Here is a 21,448-nt window from a genome sequence, read left to right on the forward strand (position 1 = left end):
GTGGCGGGGAATCGGTTTCGTTATGGCGCGTGGCGGGACGGTCCCGATCCGCTCGCGCCGCCCTACGACGTGCGGGCGGCCGTCGACGAGGTCGGCGAGCGGGTGCTGGCCGGCGACAGCCTGCGCGACGTGCTCCGGGAGCTGGTCCGGCGCGGGCCGCAGGACGGGCGCGGGCTCGACGAGCTGCGGGCGCGGGCCCGGCGGCTGCGGCGGGAGGCGCTGCGGCGCGGCAATCTCGACGGGGCGGTGACCCGGGCGCAGCAGCTGCTCGATCAGGCCCTGGCCGCCGAGCGGGATGCGTTGCGGGCGCGGGAGGACGACATCGAGGCGCGGTTCGCCGAGTCCGTTCTCGACAATCTGCCCCGGTCGACGTCGCGCGCCGTCGAGGAATTGTCCGAATATAATTGGACATCTGACGAAGCGCGCGGGCTCTACCAGCAGATTCTCGACGGGCTGCGGCGGGAGGTTGTCGAGCAGCGGTTCGCCGGGATGAAGCAGGCCCTGGAAAATGGTGACTTCGACGGCGTCTCGGAGATGGTGCAGGACCTCAACGACCTGCTCACCCGGCACGCCCGGGGCGAGGACACGAACGATGCTTTTCAGCAGTTCATGTCCAAGCACGGTCAGTATTTCCCGGAGAACCCGGAGAACATCGAGGAGCTGATCGACTCCCTGGCCCGGCGGGCGGCGGCGGCCGAGCGGCTGATGCGGTCGCTGTCGGCGCAGCAGCAGGAAGAGTTGTCCCGGCTGATGGATCAGGCGCTCGGCGACGGGCCGCTGCGCGGGCAGCTGTCCGAGCTCACCGGCAACCTGCAGGCCCTGCGGCCGCAGCTCAACTGGGGGCGCGGCGAGCGCGGGATGCGCGGGCCCGACGACCTCGGCTACGGCGACGCGGCGTCCGCGCTCGGCGAGATCGGTGACCTGGACGAGTTGCTCGACCAGCTCGGGCAGGAGCATCCGGGGGCCACGCTCGACGACATCGACGTGGAGATGGTGGAGCGGCAGCTCGGCCGGGGCGCGGCCGACGACGTGCGGCGGCTGCGCGATCTCGAGCGCGAGCTCTCCCGCCAGGGGTGGGTGACCCGCGACTCGGAAGGGCTGACGCTCTCGCCGAAGGCGTTGCGCCGGCTCGGCCGCACCGCCCTGGCCAAGGTGTTCGACGAGTTGTCCGGCAAGCGGCAGGGGCAGCACGACCTGCGCGACGCCGGCGCGGCCGGGGACCTGATCGGGTCGTCGCGGCGCTGGGAGTTCGGCGACGAGCAGCCGCTCGACGTGGTGCGCACGATCGGCAACGCGGTCCGGCGGCGGGCCTCGTCGCGGGGGACCGCGACGCTGCCGGTGCGGCTCACCCCGGACGACTTCGAGGTGGCCGAGACCGAGCACCGGGCCTCGGCGGTGGTGGCGCTGTGCGTCGACCTGTCCTACTCGATGTTCGCCGACGGCCGGTGGGGGCCGATGAAGCAGACCGCCCTCGCCCTGTCGCACCTGGTCGCCACCCAGTTCCCGCAGGATTCGCTGCAGATCATCGGCTTCGGCAAGTACGCGTCGGTGCTCTCCCAGGGCGACCTGGCGGCGATCGACCCGACCGCCGAGAAGGGCACCAACCTGCAGCACGCCCTCAACCTGGCCGGCCGGCACCTGCGCCGGCACCCGGGCGCCGAGCCGGTCGTGATGATCGTGACCGACGGCGAGCCGACCGCGCACCTGGAGGACGGCGAGTCCTATTTCTGGTGGCCGCCGCTGCCGGAGACGATCAGCGCCACGATCCACGAGGTCGATCACCTGACCCGGTTCGGCGCCACGCTCAACTTCTTCATGCTCGGCGAGGACCCGGGCCTGCAGCGGTTCGTGGGCAAGGTGGCCGAGCGCAACGGCGGCCGGGTCTTCAGCCCGGATGCGGAGGAGTTGGGCCGGTATGTGGTGGATGACTACGTGCGCGCACGGCGGGGACGTCGATGAACTAGGTTCCTAGGACGGCGGACACGATGTGCGGCGCGCGGCTGGTGACGAGCGGCGAGGCCGGGGCTGGTTATAGTTGCTCCGCGAGTGACCGGCCCCGGCCGGTCGGGGGACCGCTGCGCTGGTGATCTGTCACCGCGCAATTTCCGGGCGTGGGGCTCCGGAGGGGGAGAGGAAGTCGCGATGTCGCAGCAGCCTGCGCCGTCCATCGCCGCCTCCAATCGGATCTGGACGATCCCGAATGTCATCAGCTTCATCCGCCTGCTGGGCGTGCCGCTGTTCCTTTACCTGCTGCTCGGCCCGCATCACGACGTGGCCGCGCTGATCGTCCTGGCGGTCGGCGGCACCACCGACTGGGTCGACGGCTTCGTCGCCCGCCGGATGAACTCGGTGAGCCGGCTCGGTGAGCTGCTCGACCCGTTCGCCGACCGGCTCTACATCCTGGCGACGCTGATCGCCTTCACCGTGCGCGACGTCGTGCCCTATTGGCTGACCGGCGCGCTGCTGTTGCGCGAGCTGGTGCTGGGCATCGCCCTGCTGGTGCTGCGCCGGCACGGCTACGGCCCGCCGCCGGTGCACTACGTCGGCAAGACCGGCACGTTCGTGCTGCTCGGCGCGTTCCCGATCCTGCTGCTGGCGCACGCGGTGGACGCGACGGCGGCGTGGGCCGGCCCGATCGGCTGGGGCCTGGCCTGGTGGGCGCTCGGCCTTTATTGGGCGGCCGCCGCTCTCTACCTCATGCAGACGGCTCAGTTGCTGCGCGCCGACCGCGCCCGCGAGGTGGCCACCGGATGACCACGCCCGAGCCTGACAACTCGGAAATGTCCGAAGAAATCGCCGAAAAACCGGCCAAGCGCGTCTACCCGGCCGACTTCCTCACCGAGCTCTTCCGCAATCCGCTCGAACCGGGCTACGCCGCCGCAGCGGCCCGCAAAGCCGTCGAGGGCGAACCCACCGGCACCCGCAAGTGGGTGACCAGCGGCGTCTCCACCGTCGTCCTGATCGCCCTCGGTTTCCTCTTCGTCGTCGCCTACCAGCAGACCATCGCCGACGAGCCGGCCCGCACCACCGCCCGCGCCACCCTGATCGACCAGGTCCAGAAGCGCCGCGAGGAAACGGTCCGGCTGCAGGACCGGGCCGACCAGCTCAACGACGAGGTCAGCGGCCTGCGCGAACGGGAGCTGGGCGGCGCCACCGTCGCGCGGCTCCGTGATCTGGAGGCGGCGACCGGGCTGGCCGCGGTCAAGGGCTCCGGCGCGAAGATCACCCTCGGCGACGGGCCCACCCCGATCAACGCGGTGACCGGCGAGCGCAACACGGTGGCCCGGGTCAAGGACACCGACCTGCAGCTGGCCACCAACGCGCTGTGGTCGCTCGGCGCGGAGGCGATCACGATCAACGGGCAGCGGCTGACCGCGACGTCGACGATCCGGCAGGCCGGCGAGGCGATCCTTGTCGACTTCCGGCCGGTCACCACGCCGTACGAGGTGATCGCGATCGGCCCGGACGACATCGGCGAGGACTTCGAGGACGGCTACGCGGGCCGCTTCTTCCAACAGCTCTCCGCCAAGTACGGCATGTCGTTCAGTGCCCGTAAAGCGAAGGATGTCACGCTGCCCGCGGCCACCGAGTTGAAGCTGCGGATGGCCGAGCCGTCCACCCCTCCGCCCGCTCCCTCGGGCTCCTCGTTCGCCTCGGGTTCGGCGTCAGCCGGCCCGGAACCGTCGGAAGGCGGCCGATGATCGCCGTACTCGCCCTCGTCGCCGGAATCGTCCTGGGCATCGTGTTCCACCCGACCGTGCCCGCGCCACTGCTGCCGTACCTGCCGATCGCGGTGGTCGCCGCGCTCGACGCGGTCTTCGGCGGGGTGCGCGCCAAATTGGACGGCATCTTCGACGACAAGCAGTTCGTCGTCTCGTTCATCTCGAACGTGCTGGTCGCCGCCCTGATCGTCTACCTCGGCGATCAACTCGGCGTGGGCGGCCAGCTCTCCACCGGCGTCGTCGTCGTGCTCGGCGTGCGCATCTTCGGCAACGTCGCGGCCATCCGCCGGCACCTCTTCCGGGCGTGACGATGAACAACGACGACGAGCAAAACCCGGATTTCCCCACCGCCGGGCGGCGGCCTCCGCATGCCGAAAAGCCCGAGGAGAGTACGCCGGGCGCCGCCGACAACCGCACGTCGGACGCGGCCGAGAAGCCGCGGGTTCAAAGCATGCCGCGCACCGACGAGGCAACCGCCCCCTCGGCCCGGCCGCCCGCTCCGCCCGCCGACGACGAGGCCACGGCGCGGCTGTCCGGGTTGTCGCCCGGCACCGGCGCCGGTCCTGGCCCCGACGACGAGGTCACCGCGCGGCTGTCCGGGTTGTCCGGCGCGCCGAGCCCGGAACGGCCCGTGGGTGAAGTCACGACCCGCCTCGACGGGCCGGTCGGGGAGGGGCCGACGGCGCCGCTCGCGCGACCCGCCCGCGATCCGGACGGCCCGACCCGGCGGATATCGGTGTCACCCGATCCGGTGACTCCGGAAAAGAAGGACGCCGCATCGACCGCCGCCGAAGCGGGTTCCGCGTCGACAACTGATGCGGGGACGGGTGCTGAAGACGTACCCGAGGAGGAAGCGCAAGCGGAGGCAGCGCCGCAACCGGCCGAATCCGCGAAGCGGCGCTTTTCCTCGGCCGGCGCCCTGATCTGCTTCCTGCTGGCGCTGTTCGGCTTCACCCTGGTCGTGCAGTTACGCAGCAACGACGGTGATCAGGGCCTGGCCACCATGCGCCAGGAGGACCTGGTGCGGATCCTGTCGGACCTGGACTCCAGCGACAGCCGGCTGCAGAGCCAGATCAGCGCCCTGGAGGCCAGTCAGCGGCAGCTGAGCTCAGGTGTGGCGGGCCGGCAGGCGGCGCTGGCCGAGGCCGAGAAGCGCGCCGATGAGCTGGGGCTGCTGGCCGGGACGCTGCCGGGGCGCGGGCCGGGCCTGGTGATCACCGTCGACCGGGTCAAGGCGTCGGCGATCCTGAATGCCGTGCAGGAGCTGCGCGGGGCCGGCGGCGAGGTGCTCCAGCTGGGCGGATCCAACGGGCAGGCGGTGCGGGTCGTCGCGTCCAGCTATTTCGTGGATGCCGAGGGCGGCGGCATCCTGGCCGACGGTGTGAAGCTTTCTGCCCCATATGTCCTGTCAGTGATCGGGTCGCCGCAGACGATGCAGACCGCTCTGCAGATCCCCGGCGGGGTGGTCGCGTCGGTGAACAGCGGCGGCGGTAGCGTGACGATGGAACAACGCGCCACGGTCGAGGTGACCGCGGTGCGTAAGGCCACGACTTTGCAGTATGCCCGGCCCGCCTCGTGAGAGCCGACCGGGAACAGGGGCGACAAACGGGAGAGATGCGTGATTCCTGAGGACCTGCGGTACACGGCGGAACACGAGTGGGTGTCCGGTGACGGCAGCGGGCCCGTGCGGGTGGGCATCACCCACTTTGCGCAGGATGCGCTGGGCGACATCGTCTTCGTGCAGCTGCCCGAGGAGGGCACGGCGGTCGCGGCCGGCGACTCGCTCGGCGAGATCGAGTCGACCAAGAGCGTCTCGGAGATCTACGCGCCGATCGCCGGCACGGTGGTGTCGAAGAACGCCGCGCTGGCCGACGAACCCGAGTTGATCAACGCGGAACCCTATGCGGCGGGCTGGCTCGTCGAGATCGCACCGGACGATCCGGCGTCGGTCGCGGCGCTTCTGAACGCGGCCGGATACCAGGCGCTGACCGAGAGCTGACCGCCAATACCGCGCGTCCGGTTGCTCGCTGATATTGGCGCTGACTAGGCTCGCCTTTGTTTTTATGCACTCTGCTTTCGATGTTGCCCAGAATGTGAAGACCGATAGTCGTGCGTCCGGGCCTGACGGCCGCGGTGGGGACCTTTTGCCCGTGCCGCCTGGCGACGACCAACTGATCCGTGAGGTGGTCCGATGACGCGCCCAGACGACGAGTTCCCCCCGCTCGACGTCACGTCCACGCTGAACCTCGGTGCGCTCGATGAGGTGCTGGAGGGTCCCGACACCGACGTGGTGCCGAGCCGGATGTCCGGTTCGCTCCCGCCGGGTATGGCGCTGCTGGTCGTGCGCCGGGGTCCGAACGCCGGCGCCCGGTTCCTGCTGGACCACGACGTGACCACCAGCGGCCGGCACCCCGACAGCGACATCTTCCTCGACGACGTGACAGTTTCCCGGCGGCACGCCGAATTCCACCGCGACGGCGGCACCTTCACGGTGCGCGACGTCGGCTCGCTGAACGGCACGTATGTGAACCGTGAGCGCGTGGAAGCGGCGACGCTCAGCAACGGGGACGAGGTGCAGATCGGCAAGTTCCGCCTGGTGTTCATCGCCGGCCCGCGGCCGGAGGGCGAGGCCTGATCGTGAATTCGTCGGGGGCGGCCGCGCGCGATCCAGGGTCATCACGCCCTGGTGGGCGCGAGGCTGCGCTGATGAGCATCGGGGAGGTGCTGGCCCACCTGCGCACCGAATTCCCCGACACCACGATCTCCAAGTTGCGGTTCCTGGAGGCGGAAGGGCTGGTCGATCCCCAGCGCACCGCCTCCGGCTACCGCAAGTACTCGTGGAACGACGTGGCCCGGCTCCGGTTCGTGCTGACCGCGCAACGCGATCAGTACCTTCCGTTGCGGGTGATCCGCGAGCAGCTCGACCGGATGGACGATCAGCCCGTCGCGCCCGCGCGGCCGGCGCTGGTCGCCGTCGGCGGTGAGAAGGCGTCCGATCCGTCCGACACCCGGGTCCCCCGGGAGGATGTGATCGATCGCACCGGTGTCACCGCCGAGCTTCTCGACGAGCTCGAGCAGATCGGTCTGGTGACCGCGAAGCCACCGGGGTGGTACGACGCGGACGCCGTGCTGATCGTGGAGGCGGTCGTCGGGCTGACCCGGTACGGCTTGGAGGTGCGCCACCTGCGCGCGTTCCGGGCCGCGGCGGACCGTGAGGTCGGCCTGTTCACGCAGCTTCTGGCGCCGCTGGTGCGGCAGAGCGACCCGGCCGCACGGGCCCGGGCCGCGGAGACGGCGCGCGAGTTGCAGGCGCTGTCGCAGAAGTTGCACGCGGCGTTGGTACGGGCCGGATTACGCGGCGAACTCGGCCGCTGAGCCGTTCCGGCAGGCGCGTGCGAGGCGTGTACCGTGCAGGTAATGGGGGGCCGTGCTCTGGCGGCGACGGAAAAACAACGACACACGGAGGTCGGCGGTGCGCGAGCTGAGCGTGGTCGGGGTTCGGGTGGAGCTGCCGAGCAACCAGCCGATCGTCCTGCTGCGGGAGGTCGACGGTGATCGGTATCTTCCGATCTGGATCGGCGCCGTGGAAGCGACAGCCATCGCGTACGAGCAGCAGGGTGTGAAGCCGGCCCGGCCGCTGACCCACGATCTTCTGCGCGACATCCTGGCGGCGCTGCAGGCGCCCCTGCGGGCGGTGGAGATCACCGAGCTCAAGGACAACGTCTTCTACGCCGACCTGCTGATCGGCGAGGACCTGCGGGTGTCCGCCCGGCCGAGCGATTCGATCGCCCTCGCGTTACGGGTCGGTGCGCCGATCCGTTGTGCCGATCAGGTGCTGACCGAGGCCGGCATCGTGATCCCGGACGAGCAGGAGGACGAGGTCGAGAAGTTCCGCGAGTTCCTCGACCAGGTTCGTCCCGAAGATTTCGCCGGCTGACCCTTTCCGGTCCTTCTGCGTTCTCCCGTGTGATCGACTTCCTCCGTACGCGGCGTGTCGCCGCATTACCTGACTGTTTCGGCGACCGCTGAGATATACGCTCGTGAAGTCCAGGTGAAGCGGCACCGCGCAGCGGGGAGGTAGTCGCGTGCACGAGCAGCCGTTAGAGGGCCCACTCGTCGGCGAGGACGGAACGGTCGGCTATCGCGGAGTAACGGCCTGCCAGGCGGTCGGGATCAGCTACCGCCAGCTCGACTACTGGGCGCGCACCACGCTGGTCATCCCGAGCGTGCGGGACGCGTCCGGCTCCGGCACCCAGCGCCTCTACTCGTTCCGTGACCTGGTCGTTCTCAAGGTCGTCAAGCGCCTGCTCGACGCCGGCGTGTCGTTGCAGAACATCCGCCGCGCCATCGAGACGCTGCGCTCGCGCGGCGTCGAAGACCTGGCCGGCATCACCCTCATCTCCGACGGCACCACGGTCTACGAGTGCCGCTCGCCGGAGGAGGTCGTCGATCTGCTGCAGGGCGGCCAGGGCGTGTTCGGCATCGCCATCGGCGGCGCCTTCAAGGAGATCCAGGGCTCGCTGTCGCACCTGCCGGCCGAACCGGCCACCGGCCCGACCCCGGTCGGCGTGGCCTCGGACGAGCCGGCGGCGGGCGACGAGCTCGCGGCCCGCCGGGCCCGCCGCCGCGCCGGCTAGCCAGTCTTTCGGCGCAGCTTGACGGTGCTGTCGGTGCGCTCGATCTGGTCGCCGTCCGGGCCCTTCTGCTGACGGGGGTGGATCGCCGCCGTCAGCACCTCCCAGTCGTCGCCGAGGTCGAGCGCCGCGATCACCTCGGCCGGCGCCGGGAAGTGGATCTCGGCGTGGCCGTCGTGCTTGAACGGCCCGTGATCCATGTGCCCCTCGATCAGCAGGGTGCCGCCCGGGCGCACCGATTCCGCCGCCCGGCGCAGGATCTTCTCCCGGTCGAACTCGGCCCAGAAGTGCAGGAACTGCGCCGACACCAGGTCGAACTCGCCGTCCGGGAACGTCTTCTCCAGGTTGTGCTGCTGGAAGTCGATCTCCACGCCGGCCTCGGCGGCGTGGGTCGCGGCCCGCTGCAGGGCCACGCCGGACAGATCGACCGCGGTCACCTGCCAGCCGCGCCGCGCCAGCCAGACCGCGTCGGCGCCCTCCCCGCAGCCCAGGTCCAGCGCCCGGCCCGGCGGCAGGTCGGCGACCTCGGTCACCAGCTCGACGTTCGGGTTGCCGCTCCAGATGCGGTTCTCCTCCGAGTAGCGGGCATCCCACGCTTGTTCGTCACTCATGCACCCAGGATGCGGTCCCGTTCCCGCGCCGCCGACTTTAGTTGCCAGAACGGCAAATGACATCGGCGCCGGCCGGCGCCGCGATAGCGTCGGCGATGTGATCCCGCAGTACTACCCGCTGTACATCCATGACCCGAGTCATGCGCAGACCTTCCTGGTGCTCGGCTGGATGCCGAACCGGGACTCCGGCCTGCCCCACCAGCCGGTGGTCCTGCTGTGCGGCCCCGAGACCCAGGAACCACGGGTCCTGGAGCAGACCGTCCCGTACCGGGTGGTCGGGACCGGCCCCCACCCGCTGTAGCCCCGCCTACGCTGCGCCGTCGGCCGGCCCGCCGTGGTCAGATCGACGGGCTGCGACCCGAATACACGCCGGACGGGCGGAAGCGGCTCGGGCGGTCCTCGTACTCCTCCAACGCGTGTGCCAGCCAGCCCGCCGTGCGGCCCACCGCGAAGATCGTCTCGCCGGCGTCGGCCGGCATGCCGTGGGTGAGGGCCAGCACGGCGAGGGTGAAGTCGATGTTGGGGTGGACGCCGGCCCGGGTGCGCATCGCGTCGATCATGCGCTCGGCCGTCTCCTTCACCGGGCCCTCGCCGATCATCTCCATCAGCGTGGTGGCGCGCGGGTCGCCGTCCGGGTAGAGCGGATGCCCGAAGCCGGGGACCGCGCCGCCCGACCGCTGGCGGGAGGTGATCGTGCCGACCGGGTCGTCGGTGTTGATCGCGTCGGCGAGCATCGCGTAGGCCAGGCCGCTCGCGGCGCCGTGCAGCGGGCCGTCGAGGGCGGCCAGGCCGGCGCTGACCACCGCGTAGGGGTGCGCCCGGGTCGACGCGGCCACCCGCGCCGCCAGCGTCGAGGCGGCCAGGTCGTGGTCGGCCAGCAGGATCAGCGCGGCGTTGAGCAGATCGTAGTCGGCGTCGTCGGGGCTGAGCCGGTGCCACAGCATCCCGGCGAGGCCTTTCTCCGGGCGGGCCGCCTGGTCGTCGCGGAGCCGGACGAACGGGGTGCCGTGCACCTCTTCAAGGGTGCGGGCGCGGCGGAGCACCGCGACCATGGTGGCGAGCATGGTGCGGCCGGTCGCCACCACGGCGGCCGGGGTGGTGTCGAAGCGGAGCGGGTCCGCGGCGGCCGCGGCCGCGACGATCACCCGCAGCCGGTCGGTGGTGCGGGCGACGGCGGGCAGCGGCTGGATCACCTGCGCGGCGAGATTTTGCAGGTCAGGGTTGGGGACGAGGTCCGCATGCTCGAGATCACCGGTCCAGAGTAGAGTCGCGACCGCCTCGTAACTCGCCGTGCGTGCCAGCACGCAGGCGTCCCGGCCGCGGTAGAAGAGACTCCCGTCCTTGATCAGCGTGATGCCGGTCTGGATGCCGGGGGTGGTCGGGCGCCGGCGGCTCGCCACGAAGGCGTCGACATCCGGCTTTTCGAAGAGACTGCCCTTGCCTTCGGCGTTGCGGCGGCTGGGGAGCATGCCGCGGCTGACGTAGGCGTAGACGGTGGCGGGCTTGACGCCGAGCCGGTCGGCGACCTGCTCGGTGGTCAGGAAGTGGGGGTCGAGGGGCATGTGCAGATACTCTCATGTTGACTGGATCAATGTTGACATCAATACAAGATGAGCACATGTTGATGTCATGTTGACTGTCAACCCAGGACTGGCCGGTGTCGTCGCGTTCGACACCGAGATCGCCGAACCCGACCGGGCCGGCGGATCGCTGCGATACCGCGGCGTCGACGTTCGCGAGCTGGCCGGCCGGGTCACGTTCGCCGAGGTGTGGGGCCTGCTGGCCGACGGCGACCTGACCCAGGCGCTGCCGCCCGCCGAGCCGTTCCCGATCCCCGTGCACTCCGGCGACATCCGGGTGGACGTGCAGGCGGCGGTGTCGATGCTCGCCCCCTACTGGGGCATGCAGCCGCTGATCGACATCGGCCAGGCCCGGGCCCGCGAGGACCTGGCCCGGGTGTCGGTGATGATGCTGTCGTACGTGGCCCAGTCGGCCCGCGGCTCCCGGCTGGCGGCCGTGCCGCAGCGCCTGGTCGACGGCGGCCGCAACGCCACCGAACGCTTCATGCTCCGCTGGCAGGGCGACCCGGACCCGCGACACGTGGCCGCGATCGACCGCTACTGGGTCTGCGCCGCCGAACACGGCATGAACGCCTCCACGTTCACCGCCCGGGTGGTGGCCAGCACCGGCGCCGACGTGCCGGCGTGCCTGTCGGCCGCGGTGGCGGCGCTGTCCGGCCCGCTGCACGGCGGCGCGCCGGCCCGGGCGCTCAGCATGATCGAGGAGGTGGAGCGGGGCGCCGACCCGCGCGGCTACGTGAAGGGCGTCCTCGACAGCGGCAAGCGCCTGATGGGTTTCGGGCACGCCATCTACCGCGCCGAGGATCCACGCGCCGCGATCCTGCGCGAGACGGCCCGCGAGCTGGGCGCCCCGCGTTATGACGTGGCGCTGCAGCTGGAGAAGGCCGCCCTGGCCGAACTGCGCGAACGCAAACCCGACCGGGTCCTGGAGACCAACGTTGAATACTGGGCCGCCGTGGTCCTCGACTTCGCCCAGGTCCCGTCGGACATGTTCGCGTCCATGTTCACCTGCGCCCGGACGGCCGGTTGGAGCGCCCACATCCTCGAACAGAAGCGCCTCGGCAAGATCATCCGCCCGTCGGCCGACTACGTGGGCCCACCCGAGCGCGCCGCCACCGAGGTGCCCGGCTGGGACGCCGCGGTGAAGAAGTACAGCTGAGGAGTGCCGCCGAGGGCGGCGCGGCGATCGGGCCGGGCGGAAGTGCGGCTGAGGAGTTCCGCCGAGGGCGCCGTGGCGATCGGGCCGGGCGGAAGTGCGGCTGAGGAGTTCCGCCGAGGGCGCCGTGGCGATCGGGCTGGGCGTCAGTGCGGTGCGGGCCCTCGTCGCCGGCCTCGGCCGATGACTGGACGAGGTGGACTACGAGGGCCCGGCGTACCGCGGGACCGGGCGGTGGCTACACGCCGGCCGGGTCCTTGAACGGGTTGTGTTCGGCGATCAGCTTGTCGATGCGGGCCTGGTCGACACGGCGGGTCACCGTGCCGACCTCCTGGGCGTCGCGGACACACTTGGCCAGGGTGAACGACGACGTCACCACGTAGAGCAGGCCGATGGCGAGGAAGCCGCGGATCCAGCCGCCCACCGGCAGGTAGTAGATGCCCACCGCCAGGGCGAGCAGGGCGATCGCGAAGGATGCGGCCGCCTGTGCGTAGAAGGCCGTGGTGACCTTCGGCTGCGGATTGATGTCCATGGCGGTCATCCTTGCCGGGACACTGACCGCCGCGAATGAGTGCGGATACTCAACGTGGGCCACTACTCGGTAAGGCGGAAGTCCTCGCCGAGCAGGGTCCGCAAGCGAGCCAGCGCCCGCGCGTTGCGCATCTTCACCACCGACACCGACACGCCGAGGATGGTGGACACCGTGTCGACGCTGTGGTCCTCGGCGTGCCGCAGCACCAGCACCGCCCGGTCCTCCACGCTCAGCCGGGCCAGCGCGTCCACCAGGGCGAGGCGCAGCTCCGGCGACCCGGCCGCGGCGGTGCCGTCCGGCTGGTCCGGCATCTCGGCCAGCACGATCTCCGAGCCGCTGCGCCGTTTCTGCTGGTCGAAGACCAGGTTCATGAGGACGCGGCGGCTGTAGCCCTCGAGGTTGGGGCCGGTGCGGATCCGGTCCCAGGCCGTGTACATCTTGGTGAATGTGTGCTGGGTCAGGTCCTGGGCGAGATGCCAGTCCCGGGTCATCAGGTAGGCACTGCGGCGCAGCCTGGTGGCGGCGGACTCGACGAACGCGGTGAACTCGGCGTCCCGGGCCGCCCTCGCCCGGCGGCGGCCCGCACCCCAGCCGGCCGGCCCTCCGGTCCGGGTGGTGTCGTCGGCGACCCGGGGCGACGTCACGGTTTCCGTCACTGGACCCCACCGACCGCGGCGTTCTGCGGGCAGCGCCGGCCGACGACGTCCTGGACGCCGGTCTGCTCCTGGTATTTCGCGACGAAGGCCGGTGACGTCGACGCGTCCGCCAGCCGGACCCGGAACGACTCGGGCAGATCCTTCGGGCTGACCGCCGCGACGAAGTCGGGGGAGTCCTTCCACAGCTCCCGGAACTTCTCGTACGCCGACTGGCGGTCCTCGAAGACCAGCTGCTCCACCCGGGAGTCGCCCTGCAGCGCCGCCAGGATCGCCGCGCGCTGCGCCTGGGTCACCTCGGACGTCAGGAAGATGGCCACATCGGTGGCACCGGCCGCCTTCAGCGAGCAGCCCGGCGAGGCGAGCGGCATCATCGCCGCGGCGACGGTGGTCGGTTGGTCGGACGGCTGGGCCGGCTGGGACCGCAGGTTGACGCCGCCCGCCACCCCCAGTACCAGCACCACGCCGGCCGCCGCACCCACGGCGGCCATCTGCCTCCGCCGGCGGCGTACCCGGCCGCCCCGGGCGATGGCGGCGTGCGCCATCTCGCCGGGGTCGAAGCCGGGGTCATCACTGACCGCCTGATCGAAGTGTTCCCGCAGGTTCGCGTCCACTGGTCCGTTCTCCTTCGTCCGGTCCGTCCTCTGCTGTTAGGACCGGATGGAGCCCCGAAATGGTCACACCAGGGCGCGGATCCGTTCGGCGACCACGACCGCGCCCTTGCCGAGCAGGATCGTGTAGTGGTTGACGTCCGGCACGATCTGCGCCGACGCGGCCGCCAGGACCGCCGCCGGATACATGCCGGTCTCCTCGTCCTGCATGCCGCGCGGTGCCCCGAGCAGCGGGAACGGCGCCGGCGCCGGCGAGGTCAGCATGTCCTTGGCGTCGGCCCGCACGGCGTCCAGGAGGCATGAGGAGCCGGTGCCGTTGAAGTCGCGGAGCACGTAGTCGGTGACGTCGGGCGACCAGTATTTCCCCAGCGCCGGATTCATCCGGAAGAAGTCGAGGTAGGCGTCGGCCGACTCGAACGTCATCGACAGCCGCCGCATGGCCGGTCCGATGGTGGCGTGCAGCGCGGTGTCGACGTCGACCCCGGGCGGCAGCGGCAACGGCAGCCCGCCGTCGACGAGCAGCACCGACGACACCCGCGACGGATGGAGCCGGGCGGTCTCGGTGACCACGAACCCGCCCATCGAATGCCCGGTCAGCGCGACCCGCTCCAGCCCGAGGTGATCGGCGATCGCGATCAGGTCGGCCGCGTGCGCCGCCATCCCGAACGGCCCGGTGATCCCCGAGCTCCGCGCCCGCCCGCGAAGGTCCGGAGCCACCAGCCGTACGCTGCCGCCCAGCTCCCGGGCCACCGCCGCCCACGAGACCGCGTTGGCGGTGATCCCGTGCGCCGCGATCACCACCGGCCCGTCCCCGGGCCAGGCCACGACCCGGAGCTGCCCACCGTCAACCGCTACATCGAATTCCTCCACCCCGACAGCCTAGGTGGAGAGCGGGCCGCTCAACCGGTGCAGGCGCAGGGCGAGCTGCAGGTCGAGGGCGCGGGCCGGGGTCTGCCAGTCGGCGCCGAGGAGGCTGCCGATGCGGTCCAGGCGCTGGGTCACGGTGTTCACGTGGACGTGCAGGGTCTCGGCCGCCCGGGACAGGCTGCCGCCCGCCCCGAAGTAGGCCTCCAGGGTCTTGAGCAGGGCCGTTCCGCGGCGGGTGTCGTAGTCGAGGACCGGGCCGATCGCCGCGCCCACGAAGGCGGGCACGTCCCGGCGGTCGCCGAGCAGCAGCCCCACGTAGCCGAGTTCGGTGTTGCTCGCGCCCTCCCCGGCGCGGCCGAGGGCGATCAGGGCGGTCGCGCACGAGTCGGCCTCGCGGTAGTGCACGCCGATCGCGGCCGGCGCGGACGCGGGCCCGGCGGCGCCCGCGGTGACCGGGTCGCCGACCGCCCGGGACAGCTCCTTGGCCACGGTGCGGGCGGCGGCGGCCGGGTCGGTGCCGGGCAGGATCAGGGCCAGCCGGCCGTCCTTGGCCACGGCCAGGCCGCCGCGGCCGGCGGCGAACGTGCGCGCCCAGGACACCGCCCGCTGGCGCAGGCCACCCTCGGCCCGGCCGGCCGCGACCACCACCACGTGCGCGGCGTCCAGGTCGACGCCGAGGCGCCGGGCCCGGGTGCGCAGCGCCTGCTCGTCGCGGACCGGCCGGCCGATCAGGTCGTCGAGCAGCTCGCCGCGGACCTGGCCCTCGGCCTCGGCGACGGTGCGGCGGAACAGCAGCAGCAGCGCGGTGATCTGCGCGGCCCGTTCGAGGATCCGCTGGTCGGCGCCCGCGAGGGGGTGGCTGGGGTGGAAGACCAGGGCACCCAGGTTGTCGGCGCCGGCCACCACCGCGGCCACGTACGCGTCGCCGCGCTGCACGCTGCGCCCGGCCCCGCGGGACGCGGCGACCGCCTCGGCCATGTCGGCGGCGTCCAGCCCGGGCAGCCCGCCCGGCCAGGCCGGCGACTTCGCCACCGCCAGTTCGCGGCCGGTCGCGTCCAGCACCAGCAGGGCGCCGCCGAGCACGTCGACCAGGTCGGCGGCCACCTCCTCGACCCCGCCGCCCCGCAGCACCAGGGCGGTCATCCGGTCGTGGGCGCCGGCCGCGCGCTCCACCGACGCGCTGTGCGCCTGGATCACCGTGTTCGCGGCGGACAGCTCGGCCAGCGCGGCCTGGGTCTCGGTGAGCAGCCGGGCGGTGTCGATGGCGATCGCGGCGTGCGCGGCCAGCGACGCGAGCAGGGCGACCTCCTCGCGGGCGAACGCCCGCTCGGTGCGGTCGGCGGCGAACAGCACACCGATCACGCTGCTGCCCAACCGCAGGGGTACGCCGAGGATGGCGACGAGCCCCTCATCGCGTACGCCGGTGTCGATCTCCGCCGTGTGCCGGTAGCGGGGGTCCTGGCCGTAGTCGGCCGTCGCATACGGGGTGCCGGAGACCGCGACCAGCCCGCCCAGCCCGGCCCCGGCCGGCAGCCGCAGGGTCTGGAAGCTGGCCGCCACCGAGCCGTCGGTGATCCGCATGTAGGTGTCGCCGCGCTGCGGGTCGTCGAGGGTCAGGTAGGAGACGTCCGCGCCGAGCAGGGTGCGGGCCCGGTGCACGATCGCCCGCAGCACCGCGTCGAGATCGCGGAGCCCGGCGAGGTCGCTCGCCGTGTCGTACAGCGCGGAAAGCTCTTCCTCGCGGCGCCGGCGCCGCTCCAGCAGGGCCCGGACCCGCAGCGCCGCGACTTTGATCTCCTCGAGCTCGGCGAGATCGTCGGCGGCGGCACCGGCCTGCCGGGCGGCGAGGATCGGGCGCTCGAACTCGACCGGCGCGGCCTCCCGGGCCAGCAGGTCGAGGTATTCGAGCGGGTTCAGCATGATCGTCAAACTTAGTTGGCCGTCCAGCCGCCGTCGATCGTGATCGAGGATCCGGTGATCAGTGCGGCGGGTGGGGTGCAGAGGTAGGCGAGGAGTTCGGCGACCTCGTCCGGTTCGATGAGCCGTTTGATCGCCGCCCGCTTCAGCATGATCTTCTCGACGACTTCGGATTCCGGGATGCCGTTGAGTTCGGCCTGGTCGGCGATCTGCTTGTCGACGAGCGGGGTGCGCACGAACGCCGGGCAGATGCAGTTGGAGGTGACCCCGTGCGGGGCGCCTTCGAGGGCGGTCACCTTCGACAGCCCCTCCAGCCCATGCTTTGCCGTGACATAAGCAGATTTATACGGTGAAGCCAGCAGCCCGTGCACCGACGAGATGTTGACGATCCGGCCCCAGCCCCGGTCGTACATGTGCGGCAGCACGTGCTTGACCAGCCGGTACGGCGCCTCGACCATGACCTTCTGGATCAGTGCGAACCGGTCGTCGGGGAACTCGGTCAGCGGCGACACGACCTGCAGGCCGGCGTTGTTGACCAGCACGTCGACCGTCGCGGGCAGTCCGGCGATCGTCGACAGGTCACTCAGATCGGCGACGATCGTGTTCTCGCCCGGGTGAAGGTCGACCACGGTGACCGCCGCCCCGGCCGCCGCGAGCCGCTCGGCGCAGGCCTTCCCGATCCCGCTGCCGCCGCCGGTGACCAGGGCGGTCTTGCCGGACAGGTCCAGGTCGACCACATGCGCCGTCGTCATGACAGTGAATTTACGAGCCCCGGGCGGCGAACGCACATGTGCCCGCCCCACATAGGTGTGCGGTAATTTCGGGCGGCGATGACACTTACCCGCCGTAGCGTGCTCGGGGCCGCCCTCGCGGCGGCCGTGGCCGGTTGCGGCCCGGTCGAGGACCCGGCGACCGGCGGCGGCTCCGGCCCACTGGCCGTCGGCGTGATCCGTTCGACCACGCCCGAGGGCGTCCGGTTCGACCAGGGGCTGCGTGCCGGCCTGCAGTACGCCACCAACTACACCGGCAAGATCGGCCGCCGGAGGATCGCCCTGACCCGCCTGGACACCGCGGAGAGTAGGGGGATCCGGCTGCTGGTCAGCGCGGTGACCGGGGATGCGGCGCTGCGCCTGGCCGCGGCCGCCGAGCGGGACCGGGCACTGTTGATCACGAGCGCCCCGGACGACCGGCTGACCGGCCTAAACCGCTACACGTTCCGCTGCGGCCACCAGGCATATCAGGACCTGGCCGCGGTGCGGACCCTGGTCCCGGCCGGAGCCCGGGTCGCCGTCCAGGGCCTGGATCGCGCCGCGGCCGAGACGATCGGGCAGTTCGCCGGCTCGCCGGCCGCCCTCCCACCCGGGATGCCGGCGGTCGGCGTGCTGGGGGAGCGGAGCACCTGGGCGTCCTATCCGCCGAGCCGGGCCGGAGCGGTGCGGCTGGCCACCAGCTGGGCGGACGGGGCGTTTCGCGGCGGCGCCTACCACGCCCTGCGGATCCGGGTGCCGGGCCTGCGCACCGACACCGGCCACCAGGAGGGCTTCGCCGCCGCCCAGATGGTCGTCCGGGCGCTGCAGTACGCACCCGGCGACCCCGACGGCATGATCACCGCCCTGGAAGGCGCGCGGTTGGCGAGCGTCAAGGGCGAGCTGGAGATCCGCGCGACCGACCACGCCCTGCTGCAGCCGATGTTCGAGGTCGCGCTGACCTGGACCGGAGCGGCCGGCGCGGTCACCGCGACCACGATCGGGACCTTGACCCCCGCGCAAACGGCCCCGCCGCTCTAAGCTCGGCTGGTGTCCGACGACAGCAGGCCCGCGCGGGTCGGCGATGTGCACGCGATCGCGCAGGCGATGCCGCACGTCACCGTCGATGACGGCGAGAATCCGGTCTACCAGGTCGGAGGCAAGTCGTTCGTGTTCTTCCGGAACCCACGCCCCGATGCGGTCGACCCGGTGACCGGCGAGCGCTGGACCGATGTGATCGTGTTCTGGGTGGAGTCCGAGGCCGACAAGCAGTCCCTCGTGCAGGACGAGTCGACCCCGTTCTTCACCACGGCGCACTTCGACGGCCACCGGTCGGTGCTGCTGCGGGCGAGCCGGGTCGGCGAGCTGACCCGCGGCGAGCTGGCCGAGGTCATCCAGGACGCGTGGCTGTCGCGCGCCTCGAAACGCCGCGCCACCGACTGGCTCGCCGCGAGATCATGAGGTCATGAGGTCATGACCCGATGCGCGGGCACTCGGCGAGCCGCTTACCAGTGGTCTGACCAAGCAGCCCCCAGGTGTTGCCGGCCAGCCGGAAGCGGTAGTGGAAGACGGCGTTCGGGCAGGAATTGTCGGTGTGCGCGTCCACGCCGTAGGCGGTGATCTCCACGACGCCCCGGTTGACCTTGACGCTGTGCACGTACGGGCCCTCGGTGTGGTCGGTGAGCAGCGTCCCGATCCGCTTCGGCTTCGACACCCGCGAGGTGCCGTCGTAGATCTCCACCGTGGACGGCCAGTAGGACGTGATCGCGGTGCAGGTCCGCACGACCAGGATGTCCTGCGCCCCGTCGCCGTTGACGTCCCCCGACACGACGTTCTGGATCTCCGGCTTCTGCTCGTCGTACTTGCAGTCCCGCACGACATCCAGCCAATACGGCATGTGGTCGGTGTCGGCGAGCCGCGGGTCGGCCTTCGTCGCTGATCCGCCACGCCCGGCCGCGGTGTTGGAGGCGGAAGCGGACGGTGACTGGCTGGACGAAGCCGATGCGGACGGTGAAGCCGAAGCGGTCACGGTGGGCGCGGGAGCCGACGGCGCCGGGGTCGCGGTGGAAGCGGAATGCGAACAGCCGGCGGCGAAAAGAGCAGCGGCCAACGGAAGAGTCGTGAAGGCGACAATACGACGAGACATTGGATGATCCCCGCGAGAAAAATGGCGGCCACCGATGTGGGCCGTCCTGCCGAGAAGCCTACGAAAGGCCTCGGCGACATTGCTCCCTGCTTCGTGCCACCCCACCCCAAGATATGAGTACGGGCCTGCCGAGTCCCGTGTTTCTCGGAGCGACCCAGGCGTCGGGTCACGGCCGCAGGGCCACTCTCGCGTGCGGCGGTGGGCAAGCTTCAACCGCAACCCCGCGCCCCGCGCGAAAGGGGCGCAACGGCCGCTCCCCATCGCCTGGCTTGCCTCGAAAAACACGGGACCGGGCAGGCCCGTACTCATATTTTGATTTAGATGAGACGGAGCTGACGCCGGGCCACCGAGATTCGCAGACGCTGGCCCCAGGAAAGCTCGATGGCGTCGTTCTCGACGCCGTCGGCGAAAATCACCAAGCGTTCCGATTCGCTGGTGATTTCCAATTCCTCACCCATTTTGACCAGGCCCGCGTCGCAATTCACGCCGGTCGCGGGGGAGGGCCAGGCCTCCCGGACGAACCAGCAGAGAATCGGTTCGCCGGGGGCCGGAAATGCGGGTGCGACGGCGCGTTCGCGGGCGATGGAAGCGCACCAGCCGGTCGCTCCGGTGCCGGTGCCGGCAATGACGCCGGAGGAGGATTGGCGTTCGCGGCGGCCGTCCGGAGTGGTGATCTGATAGCGCGCCGATTGGTGACTCGCGTGCCCGACATAGATCTCGTTGAGCCCGTAGAGCTCCTGGCCGTCGTCGAGCCGGGCCATGACCATCGTCCGGCTCTGCGCCCCGGCCGTGTCGTGCAGCAGTTTCGGCACGTCGCAGGCCTGATGCCGGACCAGAACCCCGGCGTTGCGGCCGGGCTCCGGATCCACCCCGATCACCGGCTGCCCGTCCAGATATTTCGCGACATTGGCCACCAGGCCGTCCTGGCCGATCGCGATCACCACGTCCTCCGGCGCGAACAGGAATCGCGGCAGGTCGGCGCGCTCGACGTGACCGCGCCGCCAATCGGCCGGGATGGCGGCGCTCACCTGGGTGAGCGCCGCCTGCAGCGCCTCGTGCCGCGCGGTGACCTCGTCGAGGTCGCGCTCCCGTTGCCGCAGGAAATACGCGGCGGCGCCGCGGGTGCCGTGGCGAGCGAGCAACTCCGCCAGCTCGCTGCGCCGCGTCACCACGACCACCCGGGGGGTGAGCGTGCTCATCCGAGCCGCCCCACCAGCTTGCTGACCAGGTCGGGAGTGACCGTGACCTCGCCGATCTGCGGCAGATTGCCGGCCAGCTCCTTGAGCGCGAGGGCCTGCAGGACCGCGGGCGGCAGATCCCGGTACGCCGCCAGTCGCGCGGTCTCCGCCTCCGCCTCGGCCAGGCCGACCACCCGCGCACCGGCCGCCCGGGCCTCGTCGCGCGCCCGGGTCGCGTCGGCGTCGGCCGCCGCCGTCATCCGCGCCCGCTCGGCCTGCCCGGTCACCGCCACCAGCTGCGACTCCGCATCCAGCTCGGCGCCGCGCCGGGTGTTCGCGCCGCGCTGCTCGACCAGCTGCTGCTCGCGCCGGGCCAGCTCGATCTTGCTCTGCAACTCGTTCTCGGCGATCGTCCGCTCCTGCTGGACGGCGTCGGCCCGGCGGGCGTAGGTGGCCCGGTCGGCCTCGCGCTGCACCTGCTCGCGGGTCGGCGTCTGCAGCGCCCGCTCCAGGTCGGGCTCCGGCCGCAGCGCGACCACCCGGGCACTGACCACGGTCACCCCGGTCTCGGTGAGCCGCGGGTCGGTGGCGAGCGCGTCGATCACGCTGGCCCGGATCGCGGCGATCCCGGTGGTCAGCGCCTCGGCCAGCGGCAGCCGGGCGAGCAGGTCGAGGGCCGGCTGCTGGGCCAGCTCGGCCAGCAGCGACGCGACCTGGTCGAGCGGCTGCCCCTGCCAGCGCCCTTGGTAGGGGTCGATGGAGAAGTCGAGGCGGGTCGCCGCCGCGGCCGGCTCGCTGAACCGGTAGGTGACCGTGGCCTGCACGGTCACGTCGGCGAAATCCTCGGTGCGGGCGTGGAACAGCAGCGGCAGCTCCCGGTCGTCGACTGGCACCTCGGACAGGACCGCGGTCAGCGGCCGGTACCAGAAAGAGAGCCCGGTGCCCTGCCGGCGCAGCTTGCCGCCGGTGGTGTGACTGACCCAGCTGGTGGGGGCGCCGCGCAGGTGCCGCATGTTCAGCCGTCGGGTCACGTCAGCCATGATGGCCGTCCTTCCGTCGTTGTCGTCATCATGACGATAAAGCACGTCCGCTATT

General features: G+C 71.5%; 25 protein-coding genes. 14 read left to right on the forward strand and 11 right to left on the reverse strand.

Going from position 1 to position 21,448, the window contains the following annotated elements; translation table 11 throughout:
• The 10 genes from Adu01nite_RS11525 (at position 1) to Adu01nite_RS11570 (ending at position 8,359) form a co-directional block, all read left to right on the forward strand.
• Positions 1-1,959, forward strand: coding sequence for a vWA domain-containing protein (locus Adu01nite_RS11525; RefSeq protein WP_203726571.1), 1,959 nt, complete (start codon positions 1-3; stop codon positions 1,957-1,959).
• 183 nt (positions 1,960-2,142) lie between these two features.
• Entirely contained in the window at positions 2,143-2,754 is a 612-nt protein-coding gene (gene clsA, locus Adu01nite_RS11530; protein ID WP_203726572.1) for a cardiolipin synthase ClsA, read from the forward strand.
• Positions 2,751-3,701 (forward strand): DUF881 domain-containing protein, encoded by a 951-nt coding sequence (locus tag Adu01nite_RS11535; RefSeq protein ID WP_239132309.1) that lies wholly within the window; start codon positions 2,751-2,753, stop codon positions 3,699-3,701. Before clsA ends, Adu01nite_RS11535 begins: the two co-directional genes overlap by 4 nt.
• Positions 3,698-4,030 (forward strand): small basic family protein, encoded by a 333-nt coding sequence (locus Adu01nite_RS11540; RefSeq protein WP_203726573.1) that lies wholly within the window; start codon positions 3,698-3,700, stop codon positions 4,028-4,030. The genes Adu01nite_RS11535 and Adu01nite_RS11540 overlap by 4 nt, the downstream gene beginning before the upstream one ends.
• Positions 4,031-4,032: 2 nt before the next feature.
• Positions 4,033-5,301 carry a DUF881 domain-containing protein gene (locus tag Adu01nite_RS47720; protein ID WP_239132322.1) on the forward strand — a complete coding sequence of 423 codons (1,269 nt, stop codon included), beginning with the start codon at positions 4,033-4,035 and terminating at the stop codon, positions 5,299-5,301.
• Between the two features lie 39 nt (positions 5,302-5,340).
• Positions 5,341-5,721 carry a glycine cleavage system protein GcvH gene (gene gcvH, locus Adu01nite_RS11550; RefSeq protein ID WP_203726574.1) on the forward strand — a complete coding sequence of 127 codons (381 nt, stop codon included), beginning with the start codon at positions 5,341-5,343 and terminating at the stop codon, positions 5,719-5,721.
• A 192-nt stretch (positions 5,722-5,913) separates the two neighbouring features.
• Entirely contained in the window at positions 5,914-6,357 is a 444-nt protein-coding gene (odhI, locus tag Adu01nite_RS11555; protein ID WP_020514443.1) for an oxoglutarate dehydrogenase inhibitor Odhl, read from the forward strand.
• 71 nt (positions 6,358-6,428) lie between these two features.
• The gene (ftsR, locus tag Adu01nite_RS11560) at positions 6,429-7,097 is read left to right on the forward strand and encodes a transcriptional regulator FtsR (protein ID WP_239132310.1); all 669 of its coding nucleotides are present in this window, start codon (positions 6,429-6,431) and stop codon (positions 7,095-7,097) included.
• Positions 7,098-7,194: 97 nt separating this feature from the next.
• Positions 7,195-7,659 carry a bifunctional nuclease family protein gene (locus Adu01nite_RS11565; protein ID WP_020514441.1) on the forward strand — a complete coding sequence of 155 codons (465 nt, stop codon included), beginning with the start codon at positions 7,195-7,197 and terminating at the stop codon, positions 7,657-7,659.
• Between the two features lie 148 nt (positions 7,660-7,807).
• Positions 7,808-8,359 (forward strand): MerR family transcriptional regulator, encoded by a 552-nt coding sequence (locus tag Adu01nite_RS11570; protein WP_203726576.1) that lies wholly within the window; start codon positions 7,808-7,810, stop codon positions 8,357-8,359.
• On the opposite strand, the gene Adu01nite_RS11575 is transcribed toward Adu01nite_RS11570, so the two are convergent.
• A complete protein-coding gene (locus Adu01nite_RS11575) occupies positions 8,356-8,967 on the reverse strand; it encodes a class I SAM-dependent methyltransferase (RefSeq protein WP_203726577.1) in 612 nt (203 codons plus the stop codon). The two genes, Adu01nite_RS11570 and Adu01nite_RS11575, sit on opposite strands and share 4 nt — an antisense overlap.
• Before the next feature lie 97 nt (positions 8,968-9,064).
• On the opposite strand from Adu01nite_RS11575, the gene Adu01nite_RS11580 reads away from it, so the two are divergent.
• Entirely contained in the window at positions 9,065-9,268 is a 204-nt protein-coding gene (locus tag Adu01nite_RS11580; protein WP_203726578.1) for a hypothetical protein, read from the forward strand.
• Positions 9,269-9,305: 37 nt separating this feature from the next.
• On the opposite strand, the gene Adu01nite_RS11585 is transcribed toward Adu01nite_RS11580, so the two are convergent.
• A complete protein-coding gene (locus Adu01nite_RS11585) occupies positions 9,306-10,529 on the reverse strand; it encodes a citrate synthase family protein (RefSeq protein WP_203726579.1) in 1,224 nt (407 codons plus the stop codon).
• 67 nt (positions 10,530-10,596) lie between these two features.
• Here Adu01nite_RS11585 and Adu01nite_RS11590 point away from each other — a divergent pair, with 67 nt between their 5' ends.
• The gene (locus tag Adu01nite_RS11590) at positions 10,597-11,706 is read left to right on the forward strand and encodes a citrate synthase 2 (RefSeq protein ID WP_203726580.1); all 1,110 of its coding nucleotides are present in this window, start codon (positions 10,597-10,599) and stop codon (positions 11,704-11,706) included.
• Between the two features lie 235 nt (positions 11,707-11,941).
• Here the strand turns inward: Adu01nite_RS11590 and Adu01nite_RS11595 are convergent, their stop codons facing one another.
• The 6 genes from Adu01nite_RS11595 to Adu01nite_RS11620 form a co-directional block, all read right to left on the reverse strand.
• Positions 11,942-12,235 carry a YiaA/YiaB family inner membrane protein gene (locus tag Adu01nite_RS11595; protein WP_203726581.1) on the reverse strand — a complete coding sequence of 98 codons (294 nt, stop codon included), beginning with the start codon at positions 12,233-12,235 and terminating at the stop codon, positions 11,942-11,944.
• A 62-nt stretch (positions 12,236-12,297) separates the two neighbouring features.
• Positions 12,298-12,891 carry a SigE family RNA polymerase sigma factor gene (locus Adu01nite_RS11600; RefSeq protein ID WP_239132311.1) on the reverse strand — a complete coding sequence of 198 codons (594 nt, stop codon included), beginning with the start codon at positions 12,889-12,891 and terminating at the stop codon, positions 12,298-12,300.
• On the reverse strand, positions 12,888-13,502 hold the full coding sequence (locus Adu01nite_RS11605) for a permease-like cell division protein FtsX (RefSeq protein ID WP_203726582.1): 615 nt from the start codon (positions 13,500-13,502) through the stop codon (positions 12,888-12,890). The genes Adu01nite_RS11600 and Adu01nite_RS11605 overlap by 4 nt, the downstream gene beginning before the upstream one ends.
• A 63-nt stretch (positions 13,503-13,565) precedes the next feature.
• Positions 13,566-14,369 carry an alpha/beta fold hydrolase gene (locus tag Adu01nite_RS11610; RefSeq protein WP_203726583.1) on the reverse strand — a complete coding sequence of 268 codons (804 nt, stop codon included), beginning with the start codon at positions 14,367-14,369 and terminating at the stop codon, positions 13,566-13,568.
• A gap of 9 nt (positions 14,370-14,378) precedes the next feature.
• Positions 14,379-16,286: a helix-turn-helix domain-containing protein gene (locus tag Adu01nite_RS11615; protein WP_203726584.1), complete on the reverse strand. Its 1,908-nt coding sequence runs from the start codon at positions 16,284-16,286 to the stop codon at positions 14,379-14,381.
• 11 nt (positions 16,287-16,297) lie between these two features.
• Positions 16,298-17,035 (reverse strand): SDR family oxidoreductase, encoded by a 738-nt coding sequence (locus Adu01nite_RS11620; protein WP_203726585.1) that lies wholly within the window; start codon positions 17,033-17,035, stop codon positions 16,298-16,300.
• A gap of 78 nt (positions 17,036-17,113) precedes the next feature.
• Here Adu01nite_RS11620 and Adu01nite_RS11625 point away from each other — a divergent pair, with 78 nt between their 5' ends.
• Entirely contained in the window at positions 17,114-18,070 is a 957-nt protein-coding gene (locus tag Adu01nite_RS11625) for a type 1 periplasmic-binding domain-containing protein (RefSeq protein WP_203726586.1), read from the forward strand.
• Positions 18,071-18,079: 9 nt separating this feature from the next.
• A complete protein-coding gene (locus Adu01nite_RS11630) occupies positions 18,080-18,490 on the forward strand; it encodes an MmcQ/YjbR family DNA-binding protein (protein ID WP_239132312.1) in 411 nt (136 codons plus the stop codon).
• Between the two features lie 10 nt (positions 18,491-18,500).
• Here the strand turns inward: Adu01nite_RS11630 and Adu01nite_RS11635 are convergent, their stop codons facing one another.
• The 3 genes from Adu01nite_RS11635 to Adu01nite_RS11645 form a co-directional block, all read right to left on the reverse strand.
• Positions 18,501-19,058 (reverse strand): hypothetical protein, encoded by a 558-nt coding sequence (locus Adu01nite_RS11635; protein ID WP_203726587.1) that lies wholly within the window; start codon positions 19,056-19,058, stop codon positions 18,501-18,503.
• 434 nt (positions 19,059-19,492) lie between these two features.
• Entirely contained in the window at positions 19,493-20,374 is an 882-nt protein-coding gene (locus Adu01nite_RS11640; RefSeq protein ID WP_203726588.1) for a diacylglycerol kinase catalytic domain-containing protein, read from the reverse strand.
• Entirely contained in the window at positions 20,371-21,393 is a 1,023-nt protein-coding gene (locus tag Adu01nite_RS11645) for an SPFH domain-containing protein (RefSeq protein WP_203726589.1), read from the reverse strand. The genes Adu01nite_RS11640 and Adu01nite_RS11645 overlap by 4 nt, the downstream gene beginning before the upstream one ends.
• Positions 21,394-21,448 lie beyond the last annotated feature (55 nt).

The organism is Paractinoplanes durhamensis, assembly GCF_016862175.1.
Lineage (GTDB): Bacteria > Actinomycetota > Actinomycetes > Mycobacteriales > Micromonosporaceae > Actinoplanes > Actinoplanes durhamensis.